Source organism: Micromonospora sp. NBS 11-29 (genome assembly GCF_002140155.1).
GTDB lineage: Bacteria > Actinomycetota > Actinomycetes > Mycobacteriales > Micromonosporaceae > Micromonospora.
On record NZ_NAPR01000007.1, the window covers coordinates 448623 to 471783 of the forward strand.

21 protein-coding genes and 1 pseudogene are annotated in these 23161 nt (G+C 73.5%); 14 read left to right on the top strand and 8 right to left on the bottom strand.

Translation table 11 applies throughout. The features are described from left to right. Window positions 1–75: 75 nt before the first annotated feature. On the top strand, window positions 76–279 hold the full coding sequence (locus B1205_RS12285) for a cold-shock protein (RefSeq protein ID WP_007075740.1): 204 nt from the start codon (window positions 76–78) through the stop codon (window positions 277–279). 82 nt (window positions 280–361) lie between these two features. Here the strand turns inward: B1205_RS12285 and B1205_RS12290 are convergent, their stop codons facing one another. After that, window positions 362–553: a hypothetical protein gene (locus B1205_RS12290; protein WP_089155711.1), complete on the bottom strand. Its 192-nt coding sequence runs from the start codon at window positions 551–553 to the stop codon at window positions 362–364. 25 nt (window positions 554–578) lie between these two features. Further along, entirely contained in the window at window positions 579–1562 is a 984-nt protein-coding gene (locus B1205_RS12295; RefSeq protein WP_089155712.1) for an aldo/keto reductase, read from the bottom strand. Between the two features lie 83 nt (window positions 1563–1645). Here B1205_RS12295 and B1205_RS12300 point away from each other — a divergent pair, with 83 nt between their 5' ends. Beyond that, window positions 1646–2437 (top strand): trans-aconitate 2-methyltransferase, encoded by a 792-nt coding sequence (locus B1205_RS12300; protein ID WP_089155713.1) that lies wholly within the window; start codon window positions 1646–1648, stop codon window positions 2435–2437. After that, a pseudogene (add, locus tag B1205_RS12305) lies at window positions 2434–3404 on the top strand (adenosine deaminase). Before B1205_RS12300 ends, add begins: the two are co-directional and overlap by 4 nt. Before the next feature lie 223 nt (window positions 3405–3627). On the opposite strand, the gene B1205_RS12310 reads toward add, so the two are convergent. Together B1205_RS12310 and B1205_RS12315 are read right to left on the bottom strand one after the other, a co-directional pair. Then, complete coding sequence (locus B1205_RS12310) at window positions 3628–5016, bottom strand: HAMP domain-containing sensor histidine kinase (protein WP_176308558.1); 1389 nt, start codon at window positions 5014–5016, stop codon at window positions 3628–3630. Between the two features lie 29 nt (window positions 5017–5045). Next, on the bottom strand, window positions 5046–5735 hold the full coding sequence (locus tag B1205_RS12315; protein WP_089155714.1) for a response regulator transcription factor: 690 nt from the start codon (window positions 5733–5735) through the stop codon (window positions 5046–5048). Between the two features lie 73 nt (window positions 5736–5808). Between B1205_RS12315 and B1205_RS12320 the strand changes: the two genes are divergently transcribed. Then, window positions 5809–6738, top strand: coding sequence for an ADP-ribosylglycohydrolase family protein (locus B1205_RS12320; RefSeq protein WP_089155715.1), 930 nt, complete (start codon window positions 5809–5811; stop codon window positions 6736–6738). Between the two features lie 686 nt (window positions 6739–7424). On the opposite strand, the gene B1205_RS12325 is transcribed toward B1205_RS12320, so the two are convergent. Next, window positions 7425–8474 (bottom strand): YcnI family protein, encoded by a 1050-nt coding sequence (locus B1205_RS12325; RefSeq protein ID WP_441338471.1) that lies wholly within the window; start codon window positions 8472–8474, stop codon window positions 7425–7427. A gap of 191 nt (window positions 8475–8665) precedes the next feature. Between B1205_RS12325 and thrS the strand changes: the two genes are divergently transcribed. Beyond that, window positions 8666–10672: a threonine--tRNA ligase gene (gene thrS / locus B1205_RS12330; protein WP_089155716.1), complete on the top strand. Its 2007-nt coding sequence runs from the start codon at window positions 8666–8668 to the stop codon at window positions 10670–10672. 84 nt (window positions 10673–10756) lie between these two features. Here the strand turns inward: thrS and B1205_RS12335 are convergent, their stop codons facing one another. After that, on the bottom strand, window positions 10757–11503 hold the full coding sequence (locus B1205_RS12335; protein ID WP_089155717.1) for a D-Ala-D-Ala carboxypeptidase family metallohydrolase: 747 nt from the start codon (window positions 11501–11503) through the stop codon (window positions 10757–10759). A gap of 134 nt (window positions 11504–11637) precedes the next feature. On the opposite strand from B1205_RS12335, the gene B1205_RS12340 reads away from it, so the two are divergent. From B1205_RS12340 to B1205_RS12350, 3 genes are all read left to right on the top strand, one after another. Next, complete coding sequence (locus tag B1205_RS12340) at window positions 11638–12183, top strand: HIT family protein (protein ID WP_089155718.1); 546 nt, start codon at window positions 11638–11640, stop codon at window positions 12181–12183. Window positions 12184–12217: 34 nt separating this feature from the next. Next, complete coding sequence (locus tag B1205_RS12345) at window positions 12218–12856, top strand: CG0192-related protein (RefSeq protein ID WP_089155719.1); 639 nt, start codon at window positions 12218–12220, stop codon at window positions 12854–12856. A 160-nt stretch (window positions 12857–13016) separates the two neighbouring features. Beyond that, the gene (locus B1205_RS12350; RefSeq protein ID WP_089155720.1) at window positions 13017–14075 is read left to right on the top strand and encodes an aldo/keto reductase; all 1059 of its coding nucleotides are present in this window, start codon (window positions 13017–13019) and stop codon (window positions 14073–14075) included. Window positions 14076–14329: 254 nt separating this feature from the next. Here B1205_RS12350 and B1205_RS12355 read toward each other — a convergent pair whose 3' ends face one another. Continuing rightward, window positions 14330–16483, bottom strand: coding sequence for an elongation factor G-like protein EF-G2 (locus B1205_RS12355; RefSeq protein WP_089155721.1), 2154 nt, complete (start codon window positions 16481–16483; stop codon window positions 14330–14332). Between the two features lie 252 nt (window positions 16484–16735). Here B1205_RS12355 and pgsA point away from each other — a divergent pair, with 252 nt between their 5' ends. From pgsA to pdxT, 6 genes are all read left to right on the top strand, one after another. Beyond that, on the top strand, window positions 16736–17356 hold the full coding sequence (gene pgsA, locus B1205_RS12360; RefSeq protein ID WP_089155722.1) for a phosphatidylinositol phosphate synthase: 621 nt from the start codon (window positions 16736–16738) through the stop codon (window positions 17354–17356). Beyond that, entirely contained in the window at window positions 17353–18285 is a 933-nt protein-coding gene (locus B1205_RS12365) for a phosphatidylinositol mannoside acyltransferase (RefSeq protein WP_089155723.1), read from the top strand. The genes pgsA and B1205_RS12365 overlap by 4 nt, the downstream gene beginning before the upstream one ends. Window positions 18286–18294: 9 nt before the next feature. Next, window positions 18295–19455, top strand: a complete 1161-nt coding sequence (locus B1205_RS12370) for a glycosyltransferase family 4 protein (protein ID WP_089155724.1) — start codon at window positions 18295–18297, stop codon at window positions 19453–19455. Window positions 19456–19537: 82 nt separating this feature from the next. Beyond that, window positions 19538–20044: a hypothetical protein gene (locus B1205_RS12375; RefSeq protein ID WP_089155725.1), complete on the top strand. Its 507-nt coding sequence runs from the start codon at window positions 19538–19540 to the stop codon at window positions 20042–20044. A gap of 110 nt (window positions 20045–20154) precedes the next feature. Beyond that, window positions 20155–21075 (top strand): pyridoxal 5'-phosphate synthase lyase subunit PdxS, encoded by a 921-nt coding sequence (gene pdxS, locus B1205_RS12380; protein WP_089155726.1) that lies wholly within the window; start codon window positions 20155–20157, stop codon window positions 21073–21075. Between the two features lie 78 nt (window positions 21076–21153). Then, window positions 21154–21759, top strand: coding sequence for a pyridoxal 5'-phosphate synthase glutaminase subunit PdxT (gene pdxT / locus B1205_RS12385; protein WP_089155727.1), 606 nt, complete (start codon window positions 21154–21156; stop codon window positions 21757–21759). An 18-nt stretch (window positions 21760–21777) separates the two neighbouring features. Here the strand turns inward: pdxT and B1205_RS12390 are convergent, their stop codons facing one another. Continuing rightward, window positions 21778–23160, bottom strand: a complete 1383-nt coding sequence (locus B1205_RS12390) for a type IV secretory system conjugative DNA transfer family protein (protein WP_089155728.1) — start codon at window positions 23158–23160, stop codon at window positions 21778–21780. Window position 23161 lies beyond the last annotated feature (1 nt).

The following is a 23161-nucleotide window of genomic DNA, read 5'->3' on the forward strand; positions in this document are numbered from 1 at the left end:
CTCAGGCGCCGCTGCTCGAAAACGGCCAATCGGCCGCACGGCGTGCTCGGCCGCCAGTTTTAGAAGGAGTTGCACATGGCGCAGGGAACCGTGAAGTGGTTCAACGCTGACAAGGGCTTCGGCTTCATCACCGTCGACGGCGGGGGTGCTGACGTGTTCGTCCACTTCTCGGCCATCCAGACCAGCGGCTACCGCACGCTGGAGGAGAACCAGCGGGTGGAGTTCGAGATCGCCCAGGGTCAGAAGGGTCCGCAGGCCGAGCAGGTCCGCCCCATCTGAGCTGACACCGCACCGGCCGCGCCGGCCGGTGCGTGAAGCCCCGCATCNCCCTGTTCCGGTCCCGGTTCCGGCGCGGACGGCCTCAGCGCCGCCGGGCCCGCATGCCGTACCAGAGCGCGACGAGTCCGATCAGGACCAGCGCCGGGCCGACCACCGCCCAGATCCGCTGGTCGGCCAGCGCGCTGCTCTCCACGTAGCCGAGCCCCAGCACGGTCCAGAGTGCACCGAGCACCACGGCCAGCAGCCCCATGGTGAGCCGGAACCAACCCCTCATCGTGCCCCCTCCGACGACGCCCGGATCACCACCGGTCGTGCACCTGCGGCCGGATCAGCTCGTCGTAGGTGGCTCGCACCGAGGCCAGCTCCACCTCGGACAGTGCCGGTTGGCCGGCGGCCGCGGCGTTGCCCCGGGCCTGCTCGGGCGAGCGGGCGCCGGGGATCACCACGGTCACGCCGGGCTGGTCGAGGACCCAGCGCAGCGCGAACTGGGCCATGGTGCGCTCGCCGCCGACCAGCGGCGCGAGGCGGCGCACGGCGGCCAGACCGAGGTCGTAGTCGACCCCGGAGAACGTCTCGCCGACGTCGAACGACTCACCGTGCCGGTTGAAGCTGCGGTGGTCGTCCTCCGGGAACGTGGTGTGCTCGTCGTACCGGCCGGAGAGCAGGCCGCTGGCCAGCGGGACCCGGGCGATGATGCCCACCCCGGCCGCCGCGGCGGCCGGCAGGACCTGCTCCAGCGGCTTGTGCCGGACCGCGTTGAGGATGATCTGCACGCTGGCCACGCCGGGCCGGGCGATGGCGGTGAGCGCCTGGTCGCAGGTCTCCACGCTCACCCCGTACCCGGCGACGCGCTCCTCGGCGACCAGCGTGTCCAGCGCGTCGAAGACGCGGTCGTCGGCGAAGACCGCGGTGGGCGGGCAGTGCAACTGCACCAGGTCGAGCGTCTGGACGCCGAGGTTGGCCCGGGACCGGTCGGTCCAGGTCCGGAAGTTCTCCAGCGTGTACGCCTCCGGCGTCTGCGGCACCCGGCGCCCCATCTTGGTGGCGACGGTCAGCCCGTGCCCGGGACGGTCACGCAGGAACCGCCCGATGAGCTGCTCGCTGCGGCCGTCGCCGTACACGTCGGCGGTGTCCAGGAAGGTGACGCCGGCGTCGACCGCGGCGGTCAGCACGCCGAACGCGGCGTCCTCACTGACCTCGCCCCAGTCGGCACCGAGCTGCCAGGCGCCGAGTCCGATGATGCCGACGTGCCGGCCGAGCCGGTCGAAGCTGCGCTGTTCCACCCGGTCGAGCCTAGTCAGCGGGTTGCTCCGGCGCGCGGCGGCCCGTACGGTCCAACAAGACGGACGTACGGTTTGGAGGCCGCATGTGGGATCCGAGCACCTACCTGCGCTACCGGGACGAGCGCTCCCGCCCCTTCCACGACCTGCTGGCCCGGGTCGCCGCCACCCAGCCGCGTGCGGTGGTCGACCTCGGCTGCGGACCCGGCACGCTCACCGCCACACTCGTCGACCGCTGGCCCGCCAGCCGGATCACCGGCCTGGACTCCGCGCCGGAGATGATCGCGCGGGCCACCGCGCTGGACACCCCGGTCACCTTCGCCGTGGGCGACGTCCGCGACTGGCGGCCGACCCCGGACGTGGACGTGCTGCTCGGCAACGCGGTGCTCCAGTGGGTGCCGGACCACCGCGACCTGCTCGTACGCTGGGCCGCCGAGCTGCCGGCCGGCGCGTGGTTGGCGTTCCAGGTGCCGGGCAACTTCGCCGCTCCCTCGCACCGAGCGCTGCACGAGGTCGCCGCGCGGGACCGGTGGCGCGACCCGCTCGCCGGCCTGCTGCGCGAGGCCCCGGTGGACGAGCCGACCGGCTACGCCGCGCTGCTGACCGACGCGGGCTGCGCGGTGGACGCCTGGGAGACTACCTACGTGCACCTGCTGCCGACCGCCGGCCCGGACCACCCGGTGCTGACCTGGATGGAGGGCACGGCGCTGCGCCCGGTCCGCGCCGCGCTGGACGCCGCCGGCTGGGCCGGCTTCCGGGCCGAGCTGGGGGTACGCCTCGCCGAGGCGTACCCGGTGCGGCAGGGTCAGGTGTACTTCCCGTTCCGCCGGATCTTCGTGGTGGCCCGTACCGGCCCTTGCGCAGAGGAGAACCCGTGACCGACCTGCCCACCTTCATCGCCGGACTGCCCAAGGTGGAGCTGCACGTGCACCACGTCGGCTCCGCCCTGCCCCGGACCGTCGCCGAGCTGGCCGCCCGGCACGAGGGGCGCAGCCCGGTGCCCGCCGACCCGGAGGCGCTCGCCGACTACTTCGCGTTCCGCGACTTCGCCCACTTCATCGAGGTCTACCTGAGCGTGGTGGACCTGATCCGGGACGCCGACGACGTCTGGCTGCTCACCCACGAGGTGGCCCGGGAACTGGCGCGCCAGCAGGTCCGGTACGCGGAACTGACCGTCACGCCGTACTCGCATGTGCACCGGGGCATCCCGGCGCCGGCGTTCTGCGAGGCGATCGAGGACGCCCGCAAGCGCGCCGAGGCCGACTTCGGCATCGCACTGCGCTGGTGTTTCGACATCCCCGGCGAGGCCGGGCTGCCGGCCGCCGAGCAGACCTTGCGGATCGCGCTCGACCAGCGCCCGGACGGNAGCCCTGGTTCGACCAGGCGCGGGCGGCCGGGCTGCGCTCGGTGCCGCACGCCGGTGAGTCCACCGGCCCGGAGACGATCTGGGACGCGCTGCGCGAGCTGGGGGCCGAGCGGATCGGCCACGGCATCTCCGCCGTGCTCGACCCGGCGCTTCTCGCGCACCTCGCCGAGCGGCGGATCCCGTTGGAGGTCTGCCCGACCTCCAACGTGCGGACCCGAGGGGTGGCCAGCCTGGACGAGCACCCGTTGCCGCAGTTGGTGGCCGCGGGCGTGCCGGTCAGCATCAACTCCGACGACCCGCCGATGTTCGGCACCACCCTCAACGACGAGTACGTGGTCGCCGCGCGGCTGCTGAAGCTCGGCCCGGACGGGGTGGCCGCGCTGGCCCGCGACGCGGTGGACGCCGCGTTCCTGGCCCCGGCCGAGGCGGCCCGGATCAGCGCCGAGATCGACGCGTACCTGGCGACCTCGGCGCACTGAGCGGCCGACGGCCGCGGACGGGTGGAGCGGCGCGCGACGGGAGCGAGGTGTGGGGGGACCGGACTCCCGCCGCGCGCACGGCTCCGCCGGCCGGAAGGTGTTACGGGGCGTCCCGGCCGACGGAACTGGTGGGTTCTGTCAGAGATCCTGACATTCCATGGCGCGTCCGTGGCCGTCGTTAAACCACTCCTAAGGAGAACTTGCGCCGGCCCACAGCCACCGGTCAGCGCGGGCGCGGCCAGCGCCGTCCGGAGCGCGGCTCCCGGGCCTCCCGGGTCATCCGGCCGACCAGACCGAACCGGTTGACCGGTCGGGGCGCGGCGTCCGGGTCGGCCAGCAGCATCACCACGCTGGCGCCGCCGAGCCGGGCCCGGTCGATGCTCACCGAGCCGTTCGCCTGCAACGCGACCCGCTTGGCGATGTCCAGCCCCAGCCCGGTCGAGCCCTGGTCGCTCTCGCCGCGGCGCAGCGCCCGGTCCGGGTCGGTGATGCCCGGCCCCGCGTCGTCGATCCGGATCGCCACCCAGCCGTCCCGCCGGCTCACCGCCACCTCGAACGCGGTGCCCTGCGGCGTGTAGCGGAAGACGTTGCCGATCACCGCGTCCAGCGCGGCGGCCAGCTCGGCCCGGGGCACCGGCGCCGGGATGCGCAACTGCGCCCCGACCACCCGGTGCGGCCGGTTCTGGTCGCCGGCCAACGCCGACCAGAAGACCATCCGGTCCCGCACCACCTCGCTGACGTCGCAGGACGCCGGCGCGGTCTCCTGGCTGACCGCCTTGCGGGTCGTCTTGATCAACTGGTCGACCTCGCCCTCCAGCGTGACGATGGCCTGCCGGATCCGCCGGATGCCGCGCCGCCGGTCCAGCTCGGCCTCGCTGAACGTGCCGATGCTGGTGTCGTCGGACTCCAGCGCCTCCGCGTCGAGCCGCAGCGCGGTCAGCGGCGTCCGCAGCCGGTGCGACAGGTCGGCGACCAGTTCGTGCTCGTCGGCGCGGAGCGCGACCAGCCGTTCCGCCATCCGGTTGAACGCGTGCCCGGCCTCGGCCAGCTCCCGCGGGCCGGTCGGCTCGACGCGTACCCCCAGCTCGCCGTCGCCCACCGCGAGGGCGGCCTTCACTAGGTCGCCGGTGGCGTCCACGGCCCGGGCCGCCACCCGGTCCACCACGACCACCGCGGCGCCGACCAGGGCCAACGCCACCGCGAGCAACAGCAGCCACCGCCCGCCCGCGCCGCCGTCGAGCACCTCGTCGGGTACGAAGACCTCGACCACGGCCACCCGGTCACCGAGCACCACCGGGTCCAGCCGCAGCACCCCACCGTCCACCTCGGTCACCACCGAGCGCCGCTGCGCGGCGGCGTCGGCCAACGCGGACGCGTCGGCGCGGCCGGCGGACTCGTCGGCCCCGATGCCGTGCACGACCGGCCGCAGCGCCGGATCGTCACCGCTGGCCGCCACCGCCCGCGCGACCACCTCCGGGTCGGTGCTGACCGCCAACGCGCCGGTGACCAGCGCGCCGCGCCGCGCGGCGTCGGCCAGCTTCTCCTCCCGGGACTGGTCGGAGAGGCTGATTCCGAGCGGAACGAGGAAGGCGAGCGCGACCAGGCTGCACATGCCGGCGGTGAGCCAGGCCAGCGCCGGCCTCAGTCGGGCGCCACCAGCCGGAAGCCGACCCCCCGCACGGTGCGCAGGTAACGGGGCTTCGCCGCGGACTCGCCCATTTTGCGGCGCAGCCAGTACAGGTGAACGTCGATGGTCTGGTCCTCGCCGACCGATGGCTGCCGCCATACCTCCTCCAAGAGTTCCCGCCGGGACACTACCCGGCCGGGACGCGCGGCGAGATACGCCAGCAGGTCGAATTCCTTGCGGGTCAGGGCCAGTGGCTCCCCGTCCAGCACCGCGCTGCGTTCGCCCACGTCCACCCGCAGGCCGCCGACCGTGTGCACGGCCGGCTGCACCGTACGGCTCGCCCGCCCGGCCCGGCGCAGCACGGTGGTGATCCGGGCGTCCAGGTGCGCGCCGGTGAACGGCTTCACCATGTAGTCGTCCGCGCCGGCCCGCAGCAGCCGGACCACCGACTGCTCGTCGTCGCGGGCGGTGGCGATGATGATCGGTACGTCGGTGATGCCCCGCAGCATGCGCAGCGCGTCCGACCCGTCCAGGTCCGGCAGGCCCAGGTCGAGCACCACCAGGTCCGGCGTTTCCGCCGCGACCCGGCGCAACGCGTCCAGCGCCGTGCCGACCGCGTGCACCGCGTGCCCCCGGTCGGTCAACGACCGCAGCATCGCGCCACGCACGACGTGGTCGTCTTCGACCAGCAGGACAGTTGCCACGTCAGCACCGTACTCGGCGGGGCAAGTCGATCGCGTTGCGGCGGCCCGGGGAACCGGGCAAGCTGGGACGGCGATGACGTTCACCCTCTTCCCCGACACACGCCTGACGCTCGCCCGCGACGCGCTGGCCGGCCTGTCGGTGGGCGACGCCCTCGGCTCCCAGTTCTTCGTGCCCGGCCGGCACCCGGGTGACCTGGCCGCCGGTCGGCTGCCCGCGCCGCCCTGGGAGTGGACCGACGACACCGAGATGGCCTGCTCCGTGGTGACCGAGCTGGCCGCCGACGGCCGGATCGACCAGGACCGGTTGGCGTCGGCGTTCGCCGAGCGCTGCGAGCCGTACCGGGGCTACGGCCCGGGCGCGGTGACCATCCTGCGGCTGATCCGCACCGGCACCCCGTGGCCGGTGGCCGCCGCGTCCGCCTTCGACGGGCAGGGCTCCTGCGGCAACGGCGCGGCCATGCGCGTCGCGCCGCTCGGCGCTTGGCACGCCGACTCCACCCGCCGGGCCGCCGACGCGGCCCGCGCCTGCGCCGAGGTGACCCACGCCCACCCGGAGGGCGTCGCCGGCGCGGTGGCGGTGGCGGTGGCCGCCTCGCTGGCCGCCCGCGCCCGCCTCGACGGCGACCGGCCCGAGCCGGCCCGGCTGCTCACCACGGTCGCCGCCGCGCTCGACCCGGCCGGCGAGGTGCACCGGGGCGTACGCCGGGCCGCCGCGCTGCTCGGTCACCCGGCCGCCGAGGTGGTCGACGCGGTCGGCAACGGCTCCCGGGTCACCGCGCAGGACACCGTCCCGTTCACGCTCTGGGTCGCCGCCACGCTGCTGCACGACTACCCGGCCGCGATCCGCGCCTGCGTGGAGGCGGGCGGTGACGTGGACACCACGGCGGCGATCGTGGGCGGGATCGTGGCGGCGCACGCCGGGGTCGGTACGCCCGGTGGCGTCCCGGAGGGCTGGCTGGCGGCCCGCGAACCGCTCCCCGCCTGGCTCACCACCCTGACCTGACCGCGCCCTCTCGACCCTGCCCTGCCTAAACCGGTGGTTGCCAGGGAGGAGTTGGGCCAGCCGGCGGCAGCACCAGTTCGGTGATGTGGTGGCATCGTCCGGTCAGGAAGGCGCCACTTCGGCGAACTGGCGCGCTGGCGATGCCGAGGACGGCAGGGGCCGAGATCCTGGTGCGAGGCGGCCCCTCTCGCGTGCTCAACCGGTGGTTGCAACACCCGGGAGTTGGGCCATCTCGTCACCTGGGGTGGCCCAGTCCAGGATCGGGTTGAGCCTGTTGGAGGAGGCTCTCGTGCCAGGCCTACGCGCGGGTCCCGGCCCGTGGGACCATGATCCCGAGGTGTGGACGGGTGAACGGCGACGTCGCCAGTTCGGTGATGTGGTGGCATCGCCCGGTCAGGAAGGCGCCACTTCGGCGAACTGGTATGGATCTCGCTGCTGGGCGATCAGGGTATCGGTGGGCGATGGCCCCTCTGGGGCCAGTTCGTCCAAGATCCCTGTTCTTCTGGATGTGATGGAATGCCCCATTTTGCGGGCTTTCGTGTGGTGATGGTCAGGAGCGCTTGCCCGGTGCGCCTACGGTGACGGGCTCGCCGGAGGGTCGGGCGTCGGTTGCGGGTGCCAGCGGGGTGGAGTCCCGGTCCCCGGGCTGGCTACTGGCGTCGGGCTGGGCACTGGGGTCCGGCTGGCTACTCAGGTCGGGATGGGTGCCGGCGCCAGGGTGGGTGTCGGCATCGGGGTGGCTGTCGGCGCCGGGGTGGGTGGCGGCGGCGGGGTGGCTGTTGGCATCGGGGTGGGGGGCGGCGCCGGGGTGGCTGTCGGCGGCGGGGNGCGTCGACGTGGACGTCGGGGTCGGGGCCGGGCGCGGTGGTGGTGGGGGAGTCGGCGGTGTCGGACGGCAGGGTCAGGGTGCCGCGCCGGCGGCGGCTGAACAGCCAGCCGATCGCCGCTCCGCCGGCCAGCCCGGCAAGCAGGCCGCCGCCGAGCAGGAGGTCCGCGCTCGGGCCGTCGTCGGTGGCCCCGGCCGTCGGGCCTCCGGCGGTGCCGCCGTCCGGTGCCGCGCCGTCCGGTGCCGCGCCGTCCGGTGCCGCGCCGTTCTGGCCGCCGCCGACGGTGCCGTGGCCGCCGTGCGCCGCGCCGCCCGAGCCCGCGCCGCCCGGGCCCGTGTCGCCGCCGTGGGTGGCGGTGCCCGGCAACGGCGGCAGCAGCGCCACCGTGGGCGCCGGGTGCGCGCCGCCGGCCGGATCCGCCCAGCGGACCACCGTGCCGTCGGCGTACGTCTGCACGACGGTGAAGACGAGCCGGTCGGTGGCCGGCATCGGGCCCATGCCGAGCGGCAGTCGGGTCGCCCCGGTGCCGCCGGTGGTTACCCGGAGCCAGGTCACGGCGTGCGTCACCTGGTTCAGTTCGGAGGCGTGGATGCCGGGGACCGGCTGGTCGAGGGTGCGGGTGGTGATGGTCGGCGCCCAGTCCGGCACGGACAGCGGGTAGACCTCGCCGATCGGCGCGTCCGCGGGCATGGTCAGCTCGACCTTCGTGGTGCGGGTGCCGGGCCGGTCCGCGGGCACCACCACGGACAGCTCGATCGCGTCGCCCTGGTGCACCTCACCGGGGGAGGTCGTGACCGTCACCCCGGCGGCGCTCGCGGCACCCGGCCAGCTCACCGCGCCGGCGAGCGCGGCGGCCAGCAGTGCCGACGCCCATCGGCCCCGACGGGTCATACTCATGGTCGTCCCCATCCTCGTCGACTGGGGTCGGTACCGGCTCCGGCCCCACCCGGTAGTTCGGGTGGCGCGGCGGAAAGGTTCAACGTGGCACGGAACTCGTCACCGCAGGGGTCCGCGTCGGCGACGGCGCGGGTTCGGGCGACCGATAGCATCGCAGGAGCCGGTCACCCGGCAGATCCGTACCGTCGACGACAGGAGTCACCGTGTCCGCACCCCGTACCCCCGTCGTGGCCGACCCCGTCGTCGTGGCCGCCGGGACGACGGCGGCCGACGCGGTGGCCGCGGCCGGCCTGCCCACCACCGGCCCGAAGGCGGTCGTGGTGGTCCGCGACCCGCAGGGTCAGCTCCGCGACCTGGACTGGAAGCCGTCCGAGGAGACCTCGGTCGAGCCGGTCGGGCTGGACAGCCCGGACGGCCTGAACGTGCTGCGCCACTCCACCGCGCATGTGCTGGCGCAGGCGGTGCAGGACGTCTTCCCGGAGGCGAGGCTCGGCATCGGCCCGCCGATCGAGAACGGCTTCTACTACGACTTCGGCGTCGACAAGCCGTTCCAGCCGGACGACCTGACGAAGCTCGAAAAGCGGATGCAGGAGATCGTCAAGTCCGGCCAGCGGTTCCGCCGGCGTCGGTTCTCCAGCCTGGACGAGGCCCGGGCCGAGTTGGCCGCCGAGCCGTTCAAGTTGGAGTTGATCGAGGTCAAGGGCGAGGGGCTGGACTCCTCCGAGGTGATGGAGGTGGGCGGCGGCGAGCTGACCATCTACGACAACCTCGCCGCGAACGAGGAGAAGGTCTGCTGGTCGGACCTGTGTCGGGGCCCGCACCTGCCGAACACCCGACTGATCGGCGCGTTCAAGCTGATGCGCTCGGCCGCCGCGTACTGGCGCGGGTCGGAGAAGAACCCGCAGCTCCAGCGCGTCTACGGCACCGCGTGGCCGACCCGGGACGAGCTGAAGGCGTACCTGAAGCTGTTGGAGGAGGCGGCGCGGCGCGACCACCGCAAGCTCGGCGCGGACCTCGACCTGTTCAGCTTCCCCGACGAGATCGGCTCCGGCCTGCCCGTCTTCCACCCCAAGGGTGGCGTGCTCAAGCGGGTGATGGAGGACTACGTCCGCACCCGCCACATCGAGGAGGGCTTCCAGTACGTCGGGACGCCGCACATCTCCAAGGAAGGTCTCTTCCACACGTCGGGACACCTGCCCTACTACAAGGACACGATGTTCCCGCCGATGGAGATGGAGGGCAGCGACTACTACCTCAAGGCGATGAACTGCCCGATGCACAACCTGATCTACCGGTCGCGTGGGCGGTCCTACCGGCAGCTCCCGATCCGGTTGTTCGAATTCGGGTCGGTCTACCGGTACGAGAAGTCGGGCGTGATCCACGGGCTGACCCGGGTGCGGGGCTTCACCCAGGACGACTCGCACTCCTACTGCACGAAGGAGCAGGCGCCGGCCGAGATCAAGCACCTGCTCGGCTTCGTGCTCAGCCTGCTGCGTGACTTCGGCATCGACGACTTCTACCTGGAGCTGTCCACCCGTGACGACTCGCGGCCGGACAAGTTCGTCGGCACCGACTCGGACTGGGCCACGGCCACCGCCGTGCTGGAGGAGTGCGCCCGGGAGACCGGCCTGGACCTGGTGCCCGACCCGGGGGGCGCGGCGTTCTACGGCCCGAAGATCTCCGTGCAGGCCAAGGACGCCATCGGCCGCACCTGGCAGATGTCGACGATCCAGTACGACTTTAACCAGCCGAAGGGCTTCGGGCTGGAATACCAGGCGGCCGACGGCACCCGGCAGCAGCCGGTGATGATCCACTGCGCCAAGTTCGGCTCGATCGAGCGGTTCATCGGCGTGCTCACCGAGCACTACGCGGGCGCGTTCCCGGCCTGGCTGGCCCCGGTGCAGGTGGTCGGCATCCCGATCCGCGACGAGCACGGCGACTACCTGGAGGAGTTCGCGTCGACGCTGCGCCGGCACGGGATCCGGGCCGAGGTCGACCTGGGCGACGACCGGATGCAGAAGAAGATCCGCAACGCCCAGCAGCAGAAGATCCCGTTCATGGTGATCGCCGGGGACGACGACGTGGCCGCCGGCACGGTCTCGTTCCGCTACCGGGACGGTTCGCAGCGCAACGGCGTGCCGATCGACGAGGCGGTGGCGCACGTCCGCGACGTGGTCGAGTCCCGCACCAACACGAACCCCACCGCGTAAGGAGGGGCCCCCTCTTAACGCCTGCGGTAGAGGAAGGGGCCCCGCTTAACACTCGACGATTGAGCGGGGCCCCGCCTCAGCGGGTCAGATGCCGCAGGTGGGTGCCGACCAGAGGTGGTACGGGGCGGTGGCCACGTGCGTGTGGTCGTTGTGATTCGGGTAGCCCGGGCCGAGCACCTCCTGGAAGCCGTGGTTGCGGGCCTGCTGGGCCAGCCGGCACAGGGAGTGCGGGCCGGAGCCGAGGTCGACGCCGTCGCCGTAGAGGTGGCGGCTGTTGGCGACCCCGCCGGCCGCGCTGTTGCAGGCATAGCTGCGGAACGCGCCGTTGACCCGGATCGACTGGTCGCCGAGCGCGTGCCGCAGCGCCTGGAGCTTCCACATGGCGACCAGCGCGTTCGCCCGCGCGGTGGCCGCCGACACCGCGCCGCCGGACCAGTTGCTGTTGCAGGTGTTCAGTTCCGCGTAGGCGAAGTTGACCGGGGTGCAGTCGTCGTCCTGGAGCGCGTACAGCTTGTTGTAGGTCTGCGGGCCGGCGACGCCGTCGGCGGTCAGGCCGTACGCCTGCTGGAAGCGGATCAGGGCGCTGCGGGTGGCGGGCCCGAAGGAGCCGTCGAGGCCGAGGACCGCGTTGTAGCCGGGGTAGCCGGCGAGCCGGATCTGCAACTGCCGGACGTCCTCGCCGGTCGCGCCGGACGCCAGCGACCGGCCCCAGGTGTAGCAGCCGTCGGCGTACGCGGCCCCGCCGGTGGCGGTCACCGCCACGCCGGTGGCGCAGACGGCGAGCACGCCGGCGGCCAGGGCCCGGCCCAGCCGGTGGATGAGCTTCCTCATGACGATCCCCTCTATCGATCACTGTCGTGATGCGTGGAGGGATTGTCGAAGGCGGGAACCGCTCCCCACAACATCTACGTACGTCGATAAGGGTCGGGCTCGGCCGAGTCTGGCGGCCGCCGTAGGATCAGGGGGTGACAGGGGTGGAGCGGCACGCGGACAGTGGTCTGGCGGACGGCCTGGAGCGGCTCTGGACGCCGCACCGGATGACCTACATCTCCGGGGAGGACCGGCCCGAGGGCGGTTACGAGAAGCCGGCCGGCTGCCCGTTCTGCCTGGCTCCCGGCCTGCCGCCGGAGGAGAGCCTGGTGGTCGCGCGCGGCGAGCACGTCTTCGCGGTGCTCAACCTCTATCCGTACAACCCCGGGCATCTGCTGGTCTGCCCCTACCGGCACGTCGCCGACTACACCGAACTGGACGCGCCGGAGACGGCCGAGCTGGCCGTGTTCACCAAGGCCGCCATGCGGGTGGTCCGGCAGGTGTCCAGCGCGCACGGGTTCAACCTGGGGATGAACCAGGGCGGGGTGGCCGGCGCGGGCATCGCCGCGCACCTGCACCAGCATGTGGTGCCGCGCTGGGGCGGCGACGCCAACTTCATGCCGGTGATCGGCCGCACCAAGGTGGTGCCGCAACTGCTCACCGACACCCGGGACCTGCTCGCCAAGGCGTGGCCGGCCTGACCGGCGGCACCCCGCCGACAGTACGATCGCGCGCATGGCCCTGCTGCATCGCGCGGAGATCCGCCCCTCGAAACTGGACCTGCTCGTCGGATGGCTGCCCGGGCGTTCCTGGTTCGCCGGCGAGGCCGGCGCGCCGGTGACCCGGGTGGCGGCGTACCGGTTCGACGATCCGGCCGGCGCGGTCGGCATGGAGACGCTGCTGGTCCGGGCCGGCGAGGGCCCGGTGCTCCAGGTGCCGCTGACCTACCGGGGTGCCCCGCTGGCCGACGCGGACCGCTTCCTCGTCGGCGTCATGGAGCACTCGGTGCTCGGCCGCCGCTGGGTGTACGACGCCTGCGGTGACCCGGTCTACCCGCCGGCGCTCGCCGCCGCGGTGCTCGCCGACGCCGGTCAGGCGCAGGAGTACTTCGAGGTCGACGGCGAACGGCAGGTGCGCGACCCGAGCATGACCGTGGCGGGCAGCCGCACCGACCGGGAGTGGCCGCCCGGTCCGATCGACGAGGTGGCGGACGGCGACCCGACGCTGATCCGGGCCGCGGGTGTGGAGCTGGCTCTGGTCCGGCGACCCGATCCGACCGGCGTCTCGCCGACGCCTGGTGGACCCGTGGCGGGCCGGCTCACCGGGGCCTGGCCGGGTCAGGAAGCCCTCGTGCTGCTGGCCTACGCCCGCTGAGGCCCGGCCCGGGAGCCCAGTTCCCCGGCGCGAGGTCGGCGCGCCCTCCTCCGCGCCGCGCCCGGAGTGTCGCCTGGTGACGTGACGCAGGGTGACGAGTCGCTGCCGTCCGCGGTGACGAAGACGCCCGCGGGTGCCCGGAAGGTGACAGGATTCGACGATGGCAGTCAGCACGCGGCCGCTGGGTCGCAGCGGCATCGAGGTGAGCGCCCTCGGCATGGGGTGCTGGGCGATCGGCGGCCCGTGGGCCGAGGGCGCCCGGCCGCTGGGCTGGGGCGCGGTCGACGACGACGAGTCGGTGCGGGCGGTCCGCCGGGCCCTCGATCTCGGCGTCACGCTCTTCGACACCGCCGACACGTACGGTGCCGGGCACGGCGAGCGGGTGCTGGGGCGGGCCCTCGCCGGCCGGCGCGACGAGGCGGTGATCGCCACCAAGTGGGGATACACGTTCGACGAGCACAGCCGGCAGGCCACCGGGGAGAACGCCTCGCCGCAGTACCTGCGTCGGGCGGTGGTCGACTCACTGCGCCGGCTGGGCACCGACCGGATCGACCTCTACCAGCTTCACCTCGGTGACCTGCCGCTGCCCCGGGCCGAGGCGCTGATCGGCACGCTGGACGAGTTGGTCACCGACGGCCTGGTCCGGTCCTACGGGTGGAGCACCGACCGGGCCGATCGGGCCGCCGCCTTCGCCCAGGTCGCCCGTGGGGCCGCCGCGGTGCAGCACGCGCTGTCGGTGCTCCGGGACGCCCCGGCCATGCTGGCCGCCTGTGACAAGCACGACCTGGCCAGCCTGGCCCGGGGGCCGCTCGGGATGGGCCTGCTCACCGGCAAGTACACGCCGGAGTCGACGCTGCCCCGAGACGACGTGCGGGGCCTCGGCCCGACCTGGCTGGAGTGGTTCCGCAGCGGCCGACCGGCCCCGGAGTGGCTACGCCGGGTGGCCGCGGTCCGGGGCGCGCTCACCGCCGACGGCCGCACCCTGGCCCAGGGCGCGCTCGGCTGGATCTGGGCACGCAGCGGCCGGGCGGTGCCGATCCCCGGTGCCCGTACGGTGGCCCAGGTCGAGGAGAACGCCGCCGCGATGGAGCGCGGCCCACTCGACCCGGACCACTTCGCCGAGGTGGAACGGCGGCTCGCGGCGGTCAGGTCGGCCGCACGCCGCGACGCCGACCGCCCCCACTGGCCGATGCCCCCCGTCCCCGCCGCCCGCCCCTGACCCGAAGGACGCGTATCCCCCCGCCCTGGCCTTCACCCCTCGCGCTCCCGCTCAGCGAGACGCGCCTTCCGCCCTAGGGGCGCCAGAGATCTTGGCAAAAACGCGCCGCCATAGGGGCCATATCCTGCCAAGATCTATCCGCCCTCCGCCGATCTTGCGGTTGTGGGCCGCGAGATGTCCGGAATGCGCCGCTTGTGGGGGCCGTAAGTGCAAGATCGCGAGAGGGGGGAGCGGGGGCGGGGGCGGGGAGGGGGCTAGCGGGTGGCTTCCTTGCGGGCCTGGTCGGCCAGGTGGGTGGGCATGGGGTCGTGGCGGGCGAAGGCGCGGCGGAACGTGCCGGTGCCGGCGGTCATCGCGCGCAGCTCGACCGCGTACCGCAGCAGTTCGGTGGCGGGCACCTCGGCACGGACCAGGGTGCGGCCCTCGGTGTCCGGGTCCGGCTCGGTGCCGAGGACCCGGCCGCGCCGGCCGGACAGGTCGCCCATCACCGCGCCGACGGAGGAGTCGGGGATCCGGACGGTGATCTCATCGACCGGTTCCAGCAGCGTCGGCTGGGCCTTCTCGGCGGCGTCGCGCAGCGCCAGCGCGGCCGCGGTCTGGAATGCGGCGTCGGACGAGTCGACGCTGTGCGCCTTGCCGTCGACCAGCGTCACCCGCAGGTCGACCACCGGGAAACCGGCGACCAGGCCGCGTTCCATCTGCGCCCGGACGCCCTTCTCCACCGACGGGACGTAGGTGTGCGGGACCGCGCCGCCGACCACCCGGTCGACGAACTCGAAGCCGGCGCCCCGGGGCAGCGGCTCCACCTCGATGTCGCAGACCGCGTACTGGCCGTGCCCGCCGGACTGCTTGACGTGCCGGCCGTGCCCCCGGGCGGCGGCGGTCAACGTCTCGCGCAGCGCCACCCGCACCGGCTCGGTGTCCAGCTCGACGCCGCCGCCGCGCAGCCGGTCGAGCACCACGTCGGCGTGCGCCTCGCCCATGCACCAGAGCACCAACTGGTGGGTCTCCGGGTTGCGCTCCAGCCGCAGCGTCGGGTCGCCGGCGACCAGCCGGGACAGGTTGCGGGCCAGCGCGTCCTCGTCCGCCCGGCTGCGCGCCACGATCGCCACCGGCAGCAGCGGCTCGGGCATCTCCCAGGGCGCGATCAGCAGCGGCTCGTCCTTGGCCGAGACGGTGTCCCCGGTCTCCGCGCTGCCCGACTTGGTGATCGCGCAGAGGTCGCCGGCGACACACGCCGACACCTCGCGCAGCGTCGCGCCGAGTGGGCTGTAGACGTGCCCGACCCGCTCGTCGGCGTCGTGGTCGGGGTGGCCGCGCTCGGCCAGGCCGTGCCCGGAGACGTGGACGACCTGGTCGGGGCGGAGCGTGCCGGAGAAGACCCGGACCAGCGAGACGCGCCCGACGTGCCGGTCCACCGTCGTCTTGACCACCTCGGCGACCAGCGGGCCGTCCGGGTCGCAGGTCAACGGCGGGCGGGGCGAGCCGTCCAGGCCGGTGACCGCCGGCAGATCGTGCTCCAGCGGCGACGGGAACGCGGCGACCAGGCCGTCCAGCAGCGCGTCCAGGCCGACGCCGGTCTCCGCGCAGACCGGCACCACCGGATAGAAGTGGCCGCGGGCGACCGCCGTCTCCAGGTCGGTGATCAGCACCTCGGGGTCGATCTCCTCGCCGCCGAGGTAGCGGTCCATCAGGGTCTCGTCCTCGCTCTCCGCGATGATCCCCTCGATCAGCTCGTCGCGGCTCTCCTGGATGGCCGGCAGGTGTTGCGGGTCCGGTTCGCGCACCGCCGCCGGCAGGCCGGCGGAGTAGTCGAACACCCGGCGGGTGATCAGGCCCATCAGGCCGGCCACCGACTCGCCGTCGTCGCCGAGCATCGGCAGGTAGAGCGGGAGCACGTTGTCGCCGAAGACCCGCTGGCAGAGCGCCACCGCCTCGTCGAAGTCGGCGCGCGGGTGATCGAGCCGGGAGACCGCGACCGCGCGCGGCATGTCCACCGCGGCGCACTCCTCCCACAGCGCGGCGGTCGCGGCGTCCATCCCGTCCACCGCGGAGACCACGAACAGCGCCGCGTCGGCCGCGCGCAGCCCGGCGCGCAGCTCGCCGACGAAGTCGCCGTAGCCCGGTGTGTCCAGGAGGTTGACCTTGACGTCGCGGTGCATCAGCGGCGCGCAGGCCAGGCTCACCGACCGCTGCTGGCGGACGGCCGCCGGGTCATGGTCGCAGACCGTGGTGCCCTCGCTGACCGCGCCGGCCCGGCCGATCGTGCCGCTGGCCGCGAGCAACGCCTCGACCAGTGTGGTCTTGCCCGCGCCGGAGTGCCCGACGAGCACCACGTTGCGAACCCTGCCGGGCTCGGTCACCACCGGCGCGCCGCCGGTGACACCCTTCTCGTTCTTCTGCGCCATCGCGGCGCACCTCCCTCAACCGGTGGTGGTGGCGACCGCCGCGGGCGACGGGGAAGCGGACCCCGACGGGTGCCGCGGCGATATCTTCCGGTGGACTCCTGCGGGACGGGCACGCCGACCGGTGTTCCGGTGAGCTGGCTCACCTCCCACGCTCGATCAGACACCTCCGCCGATGCCCGCACAAGGCCCGCCGGGCGGGTCGCACGCCCGGCTGTGTCCCCGACCGCCGCCGGCCGTTATCGTGGGACCGCCATGGCGAAGATCTTCCAAGTGACGGCCCGAGCGGGCATGACCCGCGTCGTGGAGCCGATCGCGCGCGGACTGCTCCGCGCGGGTGTGTCCCCCAACGCGGTCACCGTGACCGGCACCGTCGGCGTGCTCGTCGGCGCGCTCGGCTTCGGCGCACGCGGCCATCTGGTCGCCGGTGCGCTGATCGTCACGGTCTTCGCCCTCACCGACCTGCTCGACGGGACGATGGCCCGGATGAGCGGCGGCTCCACCCGGTTCGGGGCGTTCCTCGACTCGAGTATGGACCGGGTCGCCGACAGCGCGGTCTTCGGCGCGGTCGCGTACTGGCTGGCCACCGAGCACCAGTATTCCGGCGTCGCCGCCGCGCTGGTCTGCCTGGCCGCCGGCGGGCTGGTCTCCTACGTCAAGGCCCGCGCCGAGGGGCTCGGTATGAGCGCCAACGTCGGCGTCGCCGAGCGCACCGAACGGTTGCTCATCGTCGGCGTCGGCGGCCTGCTCACCGGCCTCGGCCTCGATCCGGCCCTGGAGATCGCGCTCTGGCTGCTCGCCGCCGTCTCGATCTTCACGGTGGGGCAGCGGATGACACACGTCTACCGGCAGGCCCAGCGGGTCGGCGCGGAGTGAACCTCACCGAGGCGGGCTTCGTCGCGGGCTGGCGCCTGATCCGGGCGCTGCCCCGGCCCGTCGCGGCCGCGACCTTCCGGGTGGGCGCCGACCGCGCCCACCGCCGCAACGGCGGGGGTACGCGTCGACTGCGCGCCAACCTGCGCCGGGTGGTCGGCCCGGAGCTGCCCGAGGCGGAGCTGGACGCGCTGGTCCGTGCCGGCCTGCGCTCGTACGCCCGCTACTGGATGGAGGCGTTCCGGCTGCCCGGCCTGAGCCGGGCGGAGATCCTCGCCGGGTTCCGCCTCGACGGCGCGGAACTGCTCGCCGCCGACGTGGCGGCCGGTCGGGGCGCGGTGGTGGCGCTGCCGCACGCCGGCAACTGGGACGCCGCCGGCGCCTGGGTGGCGGCCACCGGCTGGCCGATGACCACGGTGGCGGAGCGGCTGCCGGACGGCGTGTACGAGCGGTTCGTCACGTTCCGGGAGCGGCTGGGGATGGAGATCCTGCCCAACCGCGGTGGCCCGCGTCCGGCGTTCGACGTGCTGGTGGACCGGCTGCGCGCCGGTTCCGTGGTGCCGCTGCTCGCCGACCGTGACCTCTCCGCCCGGGGCGTGGAGGTGGACTTCTTCGGCGGTCGGACCCGGATGCCGGCCGGCCCGGCGTTGCTGGCCATCCGCACCGGCGCCCCGCTCTACGTGGCCTCGATGTGGTACGAGCCGGACGCCGCCTGCGCCTCGATCGACGGACCGCTGCCGCTGCCGGCGGAGGACAGCGCCCCGCTGGACGCCCGGGTCCGGGTGGTGACCCAGCGAATCGCCGACGGTCTGGCGGCGGGCATCGCCCGGCATCCGCAAGACTGGCACATGTTGCAGCGGATGTGGCTGGACCAGGGGCCGGGTGGGTCGCCGACGTCGCCGCAGCCACCGGCCACCACCGGGACGGTCTAGGGGGACGCCATGCGGATCGGCATCGTCTGCCCGTACTCCTTCGACGTGCCGGGCGGGGTGCAGAACCACGTCATGGACCTGGCCGAGGCGTTGCTCGGGCTCGGCCACGAGGTGAGCGTGCTGGCGCCGGCCGACGAGGAGGCGGCGCTGCCGCCGTACGTGGTGTCGGCGGGGCGGGCGGTGCCGCTGCCGTACAACGGGTCGGTGGCCCGGATCGCCTTCGGCCCGGTCTCCACCGCCCGGGTGCGCCGGTGGATCACCCGGGGCGAGTTCGATGTGTTGCACGTGCACGAGCCGCTCACGCCGAGCCTGTCGATGCTGGCGGTGCTCTGCGCCCGGGGTCCGGTGGTGGCCACCTTCCACACCGCGATGACCCGGTCCCGGGTGCTGTCGGCGGCGCAGGGCGTGCTCCAGATCCTGCTGGAGCGGATCACCGCTCGGATCGCGGTCAGCGCGCTGGCGCGCAAGGTGCAGGTCGAGCACATGGACGGCGGCGCGGTGGAGATCCCCAACGGGGTGGCGGTGGCGAAGTTCGCGGGGGTGCCGCCGCTGCCCGGCTGGCCGGGAGAGTGCGCACCGGGTCGCGGCGGCACGCTGGGCTTCCTGGGCCGGTTCACCGAGCCGCGCAAGGGCTTCCCGATCCTGCGCGACGCGTTCGTCGCGCTCGCCCGGCACCGCCCCGGGCTGCGCCTGCTGGTGGCCGGGCCCGGCGACGCCGACGAGCTGCTCGGCCGGTTCCCGGCCGACCTGCGCGACCGGATCACGTTCCTCGGCCTCGTCTCCGAGGCGGACAAGGCACGGATGCTGCGCAGCGTGCACCTCTACGTCGCGCCGAACACCGGCGGGGAGTCCTTCGGGATGATCCTCACCGAGGCGCTCGCCGCCGGCACCACCGTGGTCGCCAGCGACCTGGACGCGTTCCGCCGGGTGCTGGACGGCGGCCGGGCCGGCCGGCTCTTTCCGACCGGGGACGCGGTGGAGTTGCGGGCCACGCTGACCGAGCTGCTCGACGACGCCGGGCAGCGGGCCGCGTTGACCGGCGCCGGCGACCTGGTGGTGACGAATTTCGACTGGCCCGTGGTTGCCCGCCGGGTTCTGGAGGTATACGCAGCCGCGATCGAGGCCACCGACGGCCGGGTCATGGACCAGGAGTGGGCGGGGCTGGGCTGACCAGGGTGGCCGGTGCGGCCGCTGGGACGAGCGTGTCGACCGGTCCCCACGACGGCCGGCCGGGATGAGGAGCAGCACTACGATGCCGGGCATGTGGTGGGTGGCGGGCGCGGTCGGGGTGCTCGGGCTGGTCTCGGCGTACCTGATCTGGACCGCCGGCCGGGTGCAGCGGCTCCAGGTCCGCGCGGAGTCGGCGGCCCGCGCGCTGGACGCGCACCTGATGCGCCGCGCGGCCGCCGCCGCGGTGCTGGCCGAGCAGCGGTACGGCGTGGAGTTGTACGCGGCGGCCCGGATCGCGCTGGACGCCGCCCCGGAGGAGCGCGAGGCCGCGGAGAACGACCTGACCCGGCAGTTGCGCGGCGTACGGCTGGATGCCGACGACCCGGCCTGCGGTGCGGTGATCGCCGCCAGCCGGCGGCTGGCGCTGGCCCGGCAGGTGCACACCGACCTGGTCCGGGACGCCCGGTCGGCCCGGGGCCGACCGGTGGTGCGGCTGTTCCGGATGGGGCGGGGACGCCAGTGGCCCCGCTACTTCGACATCGACGATCCCACGTTGGCGACCCGGGCGGACGTGCCGGCCGGGCCGTGACGCGCAGCCGCAAGACAGGCCACCGGGGGGTCGATTGGCTGTCGGATCGGCGCCGGCACGGTCATAGCATTCCGGCGCAGCCACCCGGAGAGAGAGCACGCCGAGGAGCGATGACCGTGTCTGAAACCACCTCCCCGTCCACCGACGCCACCGCCGTCGGCACCGCCCGCGTGAAGCGGGGCATGGCCGAGATGCTCAAGGGCGGTGTGATCATGGACGTGGTCACCCCCGAGCAGGCGAAGATCGCCGAGGACGCCGGTGCGGTGGCCGTGATGGCGTTGGAGCGGGTGCCCGCCGACATCCGCGCCCAGGGCGGGGTGTCCCGGATGAGCGACCCGGACATGATCGACGGCATCATCTCCGCCGTGTCGATCCCGGTGATGGCGAAGGCCCGGATCGGCCACTTCGTCGAGGCGCGGATCCTCCAGGCGCTCGGCGTGGACTACGTCGACGAGTCCGAGGTGCTGACCCCGGCCGACTACGCCAACCACATCGACAAGTGGGCCTTCACCGTGCCGTTCGTCTGCGGCGCGACCAACCTGGGCGAGGCGCTGCGCCGGATCACCGAGGGCGCCGCCATGATCCGCTCGAAGGGGGAGGCGGGCACCGGGGACGTCTCCAACGCCACCACCCACATGCGGAAGATCCGGCAGGAGATCCGCCGGCTCCAGACCCTGCCGGCCGACGAGCTGTTCGTCGCGGCGAAGGAGCTTCAGGCCCCGTACGAGCTGGTCAAGGAGGTGGCCGAGCGGGGCAAGCTGCCGGTCGTGCTGTTCACCGCCGGCGGCATCGCCACCCCGGCGGACGCGGCCATGATGATGCAGCTCGGCGCCGAGGGCGTCTTCGTCGGCTCGGGCATCTTCAAGTCGGGCAACCCGGCGCAGCGGGCCGCCGCCATCGTCAAGGCGACCACCTTCCACGACGACCCGGACGTGCTGGCGAAGGTCTCCCGGGGCCTGGGCGAGGCGATGGTCGGCATCAACGTAGACGAGATCCCCGCCCCCCACCGCCTCGCCGACCGAGGCTGGTGAGCTTGTAAGGAGGGGCCCCTTCTTAACGCCTTCGGTATAGGCGGGGCCCCCTCTTAACACCTGGGAGAGGAGTGCTGGATGGCCGTACCGGTGATCGGTGTGCTCGCGTTGCAGGGCGACGTACGCGAGCACGTCGCGGCGCTGGCCGGCGCGGGCACCGACGCCCGCCCGGTACGCCGGCCCGTCGAGCTGGACGCGGTCGACGGCCTGGTGGTGCCCGGCGGCGAGTCCACCACGATCAGCAAGTTGGTGGACATCTTCGAGATGCGCGACCCGATCGACAAGCGGATCGCCGGCGGCATGCCGGTCTACGGCTCCTGCGCCGGCATGATCATGCTGGCCACCGAGGTGCTGGACGGCCGCCCTGACCAGCGCGGCTTCGCCGGCATCGAGATGACCGTCCGGCGTAACGCGTTCGGCCGTCAGATCGACTCGTTCGAGGCGCCGGTGGTGCTCGCCGGGGTCGACGGCGGCCCGTTCCACGCGGTGTTCATCCGCGCGCCGTGGGTCGAACGGGTCGGACCGGAGGCCGAGGTGCTCGGCCGGGTGACCGACGGCCCGGCCGCCGACCGGATCGTCGCGGTCCGGCAGGGCAATCTGCTGGCCACCTCGTTCCATCCCGAGCTGACCGGAGACCTGCGCCTGCACCGCCACTTCGTCGACCTGGTCCGGGCCGCGTCCTGACGCGCCGGCCGGCGTCGGTCAGCGGTGCCGCGGGTTGGGCGCGGCCCACTCCCGCAGCACCGGGTCGGTGAGGTGGTTGAACCGCTGCATCCGCGTCGGCTGCTCGCTCTTGAACGCGACCACCTGCTCGCCGGGGGACAACTGCAACAGCTCGCCCACGTTGACCCCGAGCCGTCGGGACAGCTCGGCGGCGGCGCCGAAGTTCGCCGGGCTGAACACCTGGAGCACCCCGGAGTTGTTGATCATCGTCTCGCCGACGCCCTGGTAGATGCTGGTGAGCTGCGCCAGGTCCTGCCAGAAGGTCCAGGTGCGCAGCCCGTACCCGCGCAGCAGCGTGATCGCGTCCTGGAGCAGCGAGAACCGGCCCAGTTGCGCCGCCTCGTCGATGAGGAACAGCAGGCGCGACTGGTTGATCGTCCGGCTGTTCATCACGTAGTAGAGCAGGCAGCCGACCCACGCGCGCAGCAGGCGTTGATGGGTGCGGAGCTTGTGCGGCGGCACGACCACGTAGATCGAGATGCGGCGGCCCGGGTCCACCAGGTGGGCGAGAGGGAAACTCGTACGGTCGGTGGCGTCCACGGTCCGGCGGGAACTGAACGGCGCGAGCTGCTGGGCCGCCGTGACCACGATGCTGGGGAAGGTCTTCTGCTGGTCGACGCCGAGCAGCATCTGGAACTCCTGCCGGGTGCCGGCCGGCATCCGGCCGTCCCGGTCGTCGTCCAACGCCTCGGCCAGGTACATCAGCAGGTCGCTCTGGAACAGCCGGCTGCGCAGCTTCTGCAGGGTCAGCGAGGACGTGCCCGCCGGCTCCGCCTCCGCCTCCGCGGTGATCAGGTGGGTGGTCAGACCGGCGATCAGGAGCTGGGCCATCTCGTCCCAGAACGGCTCGACCGTCGACTTCTCGCCCCCCATCAGCAGGTCAGACAGGAGCCGCCCGAAGTCCTCCGGCTCCTCGGCGTCCTCGTTGCCGCGACGCAGTTCGGCGAACACGTCGAAGGGATTCAGGGAACCGCGGTCGGACCGGCTGCCGCTGCTGGCCCCGAACGGGTCGAGGAGCACGATCTCGTGGCCCAGCGCGTCGCGCCGGTGGGCGTGCGTGACGTCGTAGTTCTCGCCCTTCGGATCGAGCACCACCACCGAACCCTCGTAGCTGAGCAGGTTCGGGATGATCACGTCCCGGCCCTTGCCGGCGCCGGTGGGCGCGATGGTCATGAGATGGCTGTCGTCGTCCGAGGCGACCACCGGGCCCAGCGCGTCGTCGGCGATGATGTGTTCCTCGCGCAGGCCGAGCCGGATCCGGGCGTCGGTGACGCTCGGCCGGCGGAGCGCGAACTGGCTCCGCGACTTCGGCTCCGGATCGAGGTGACGGGCGAGGAACCGTCCGATGATCAGCTTGGACACG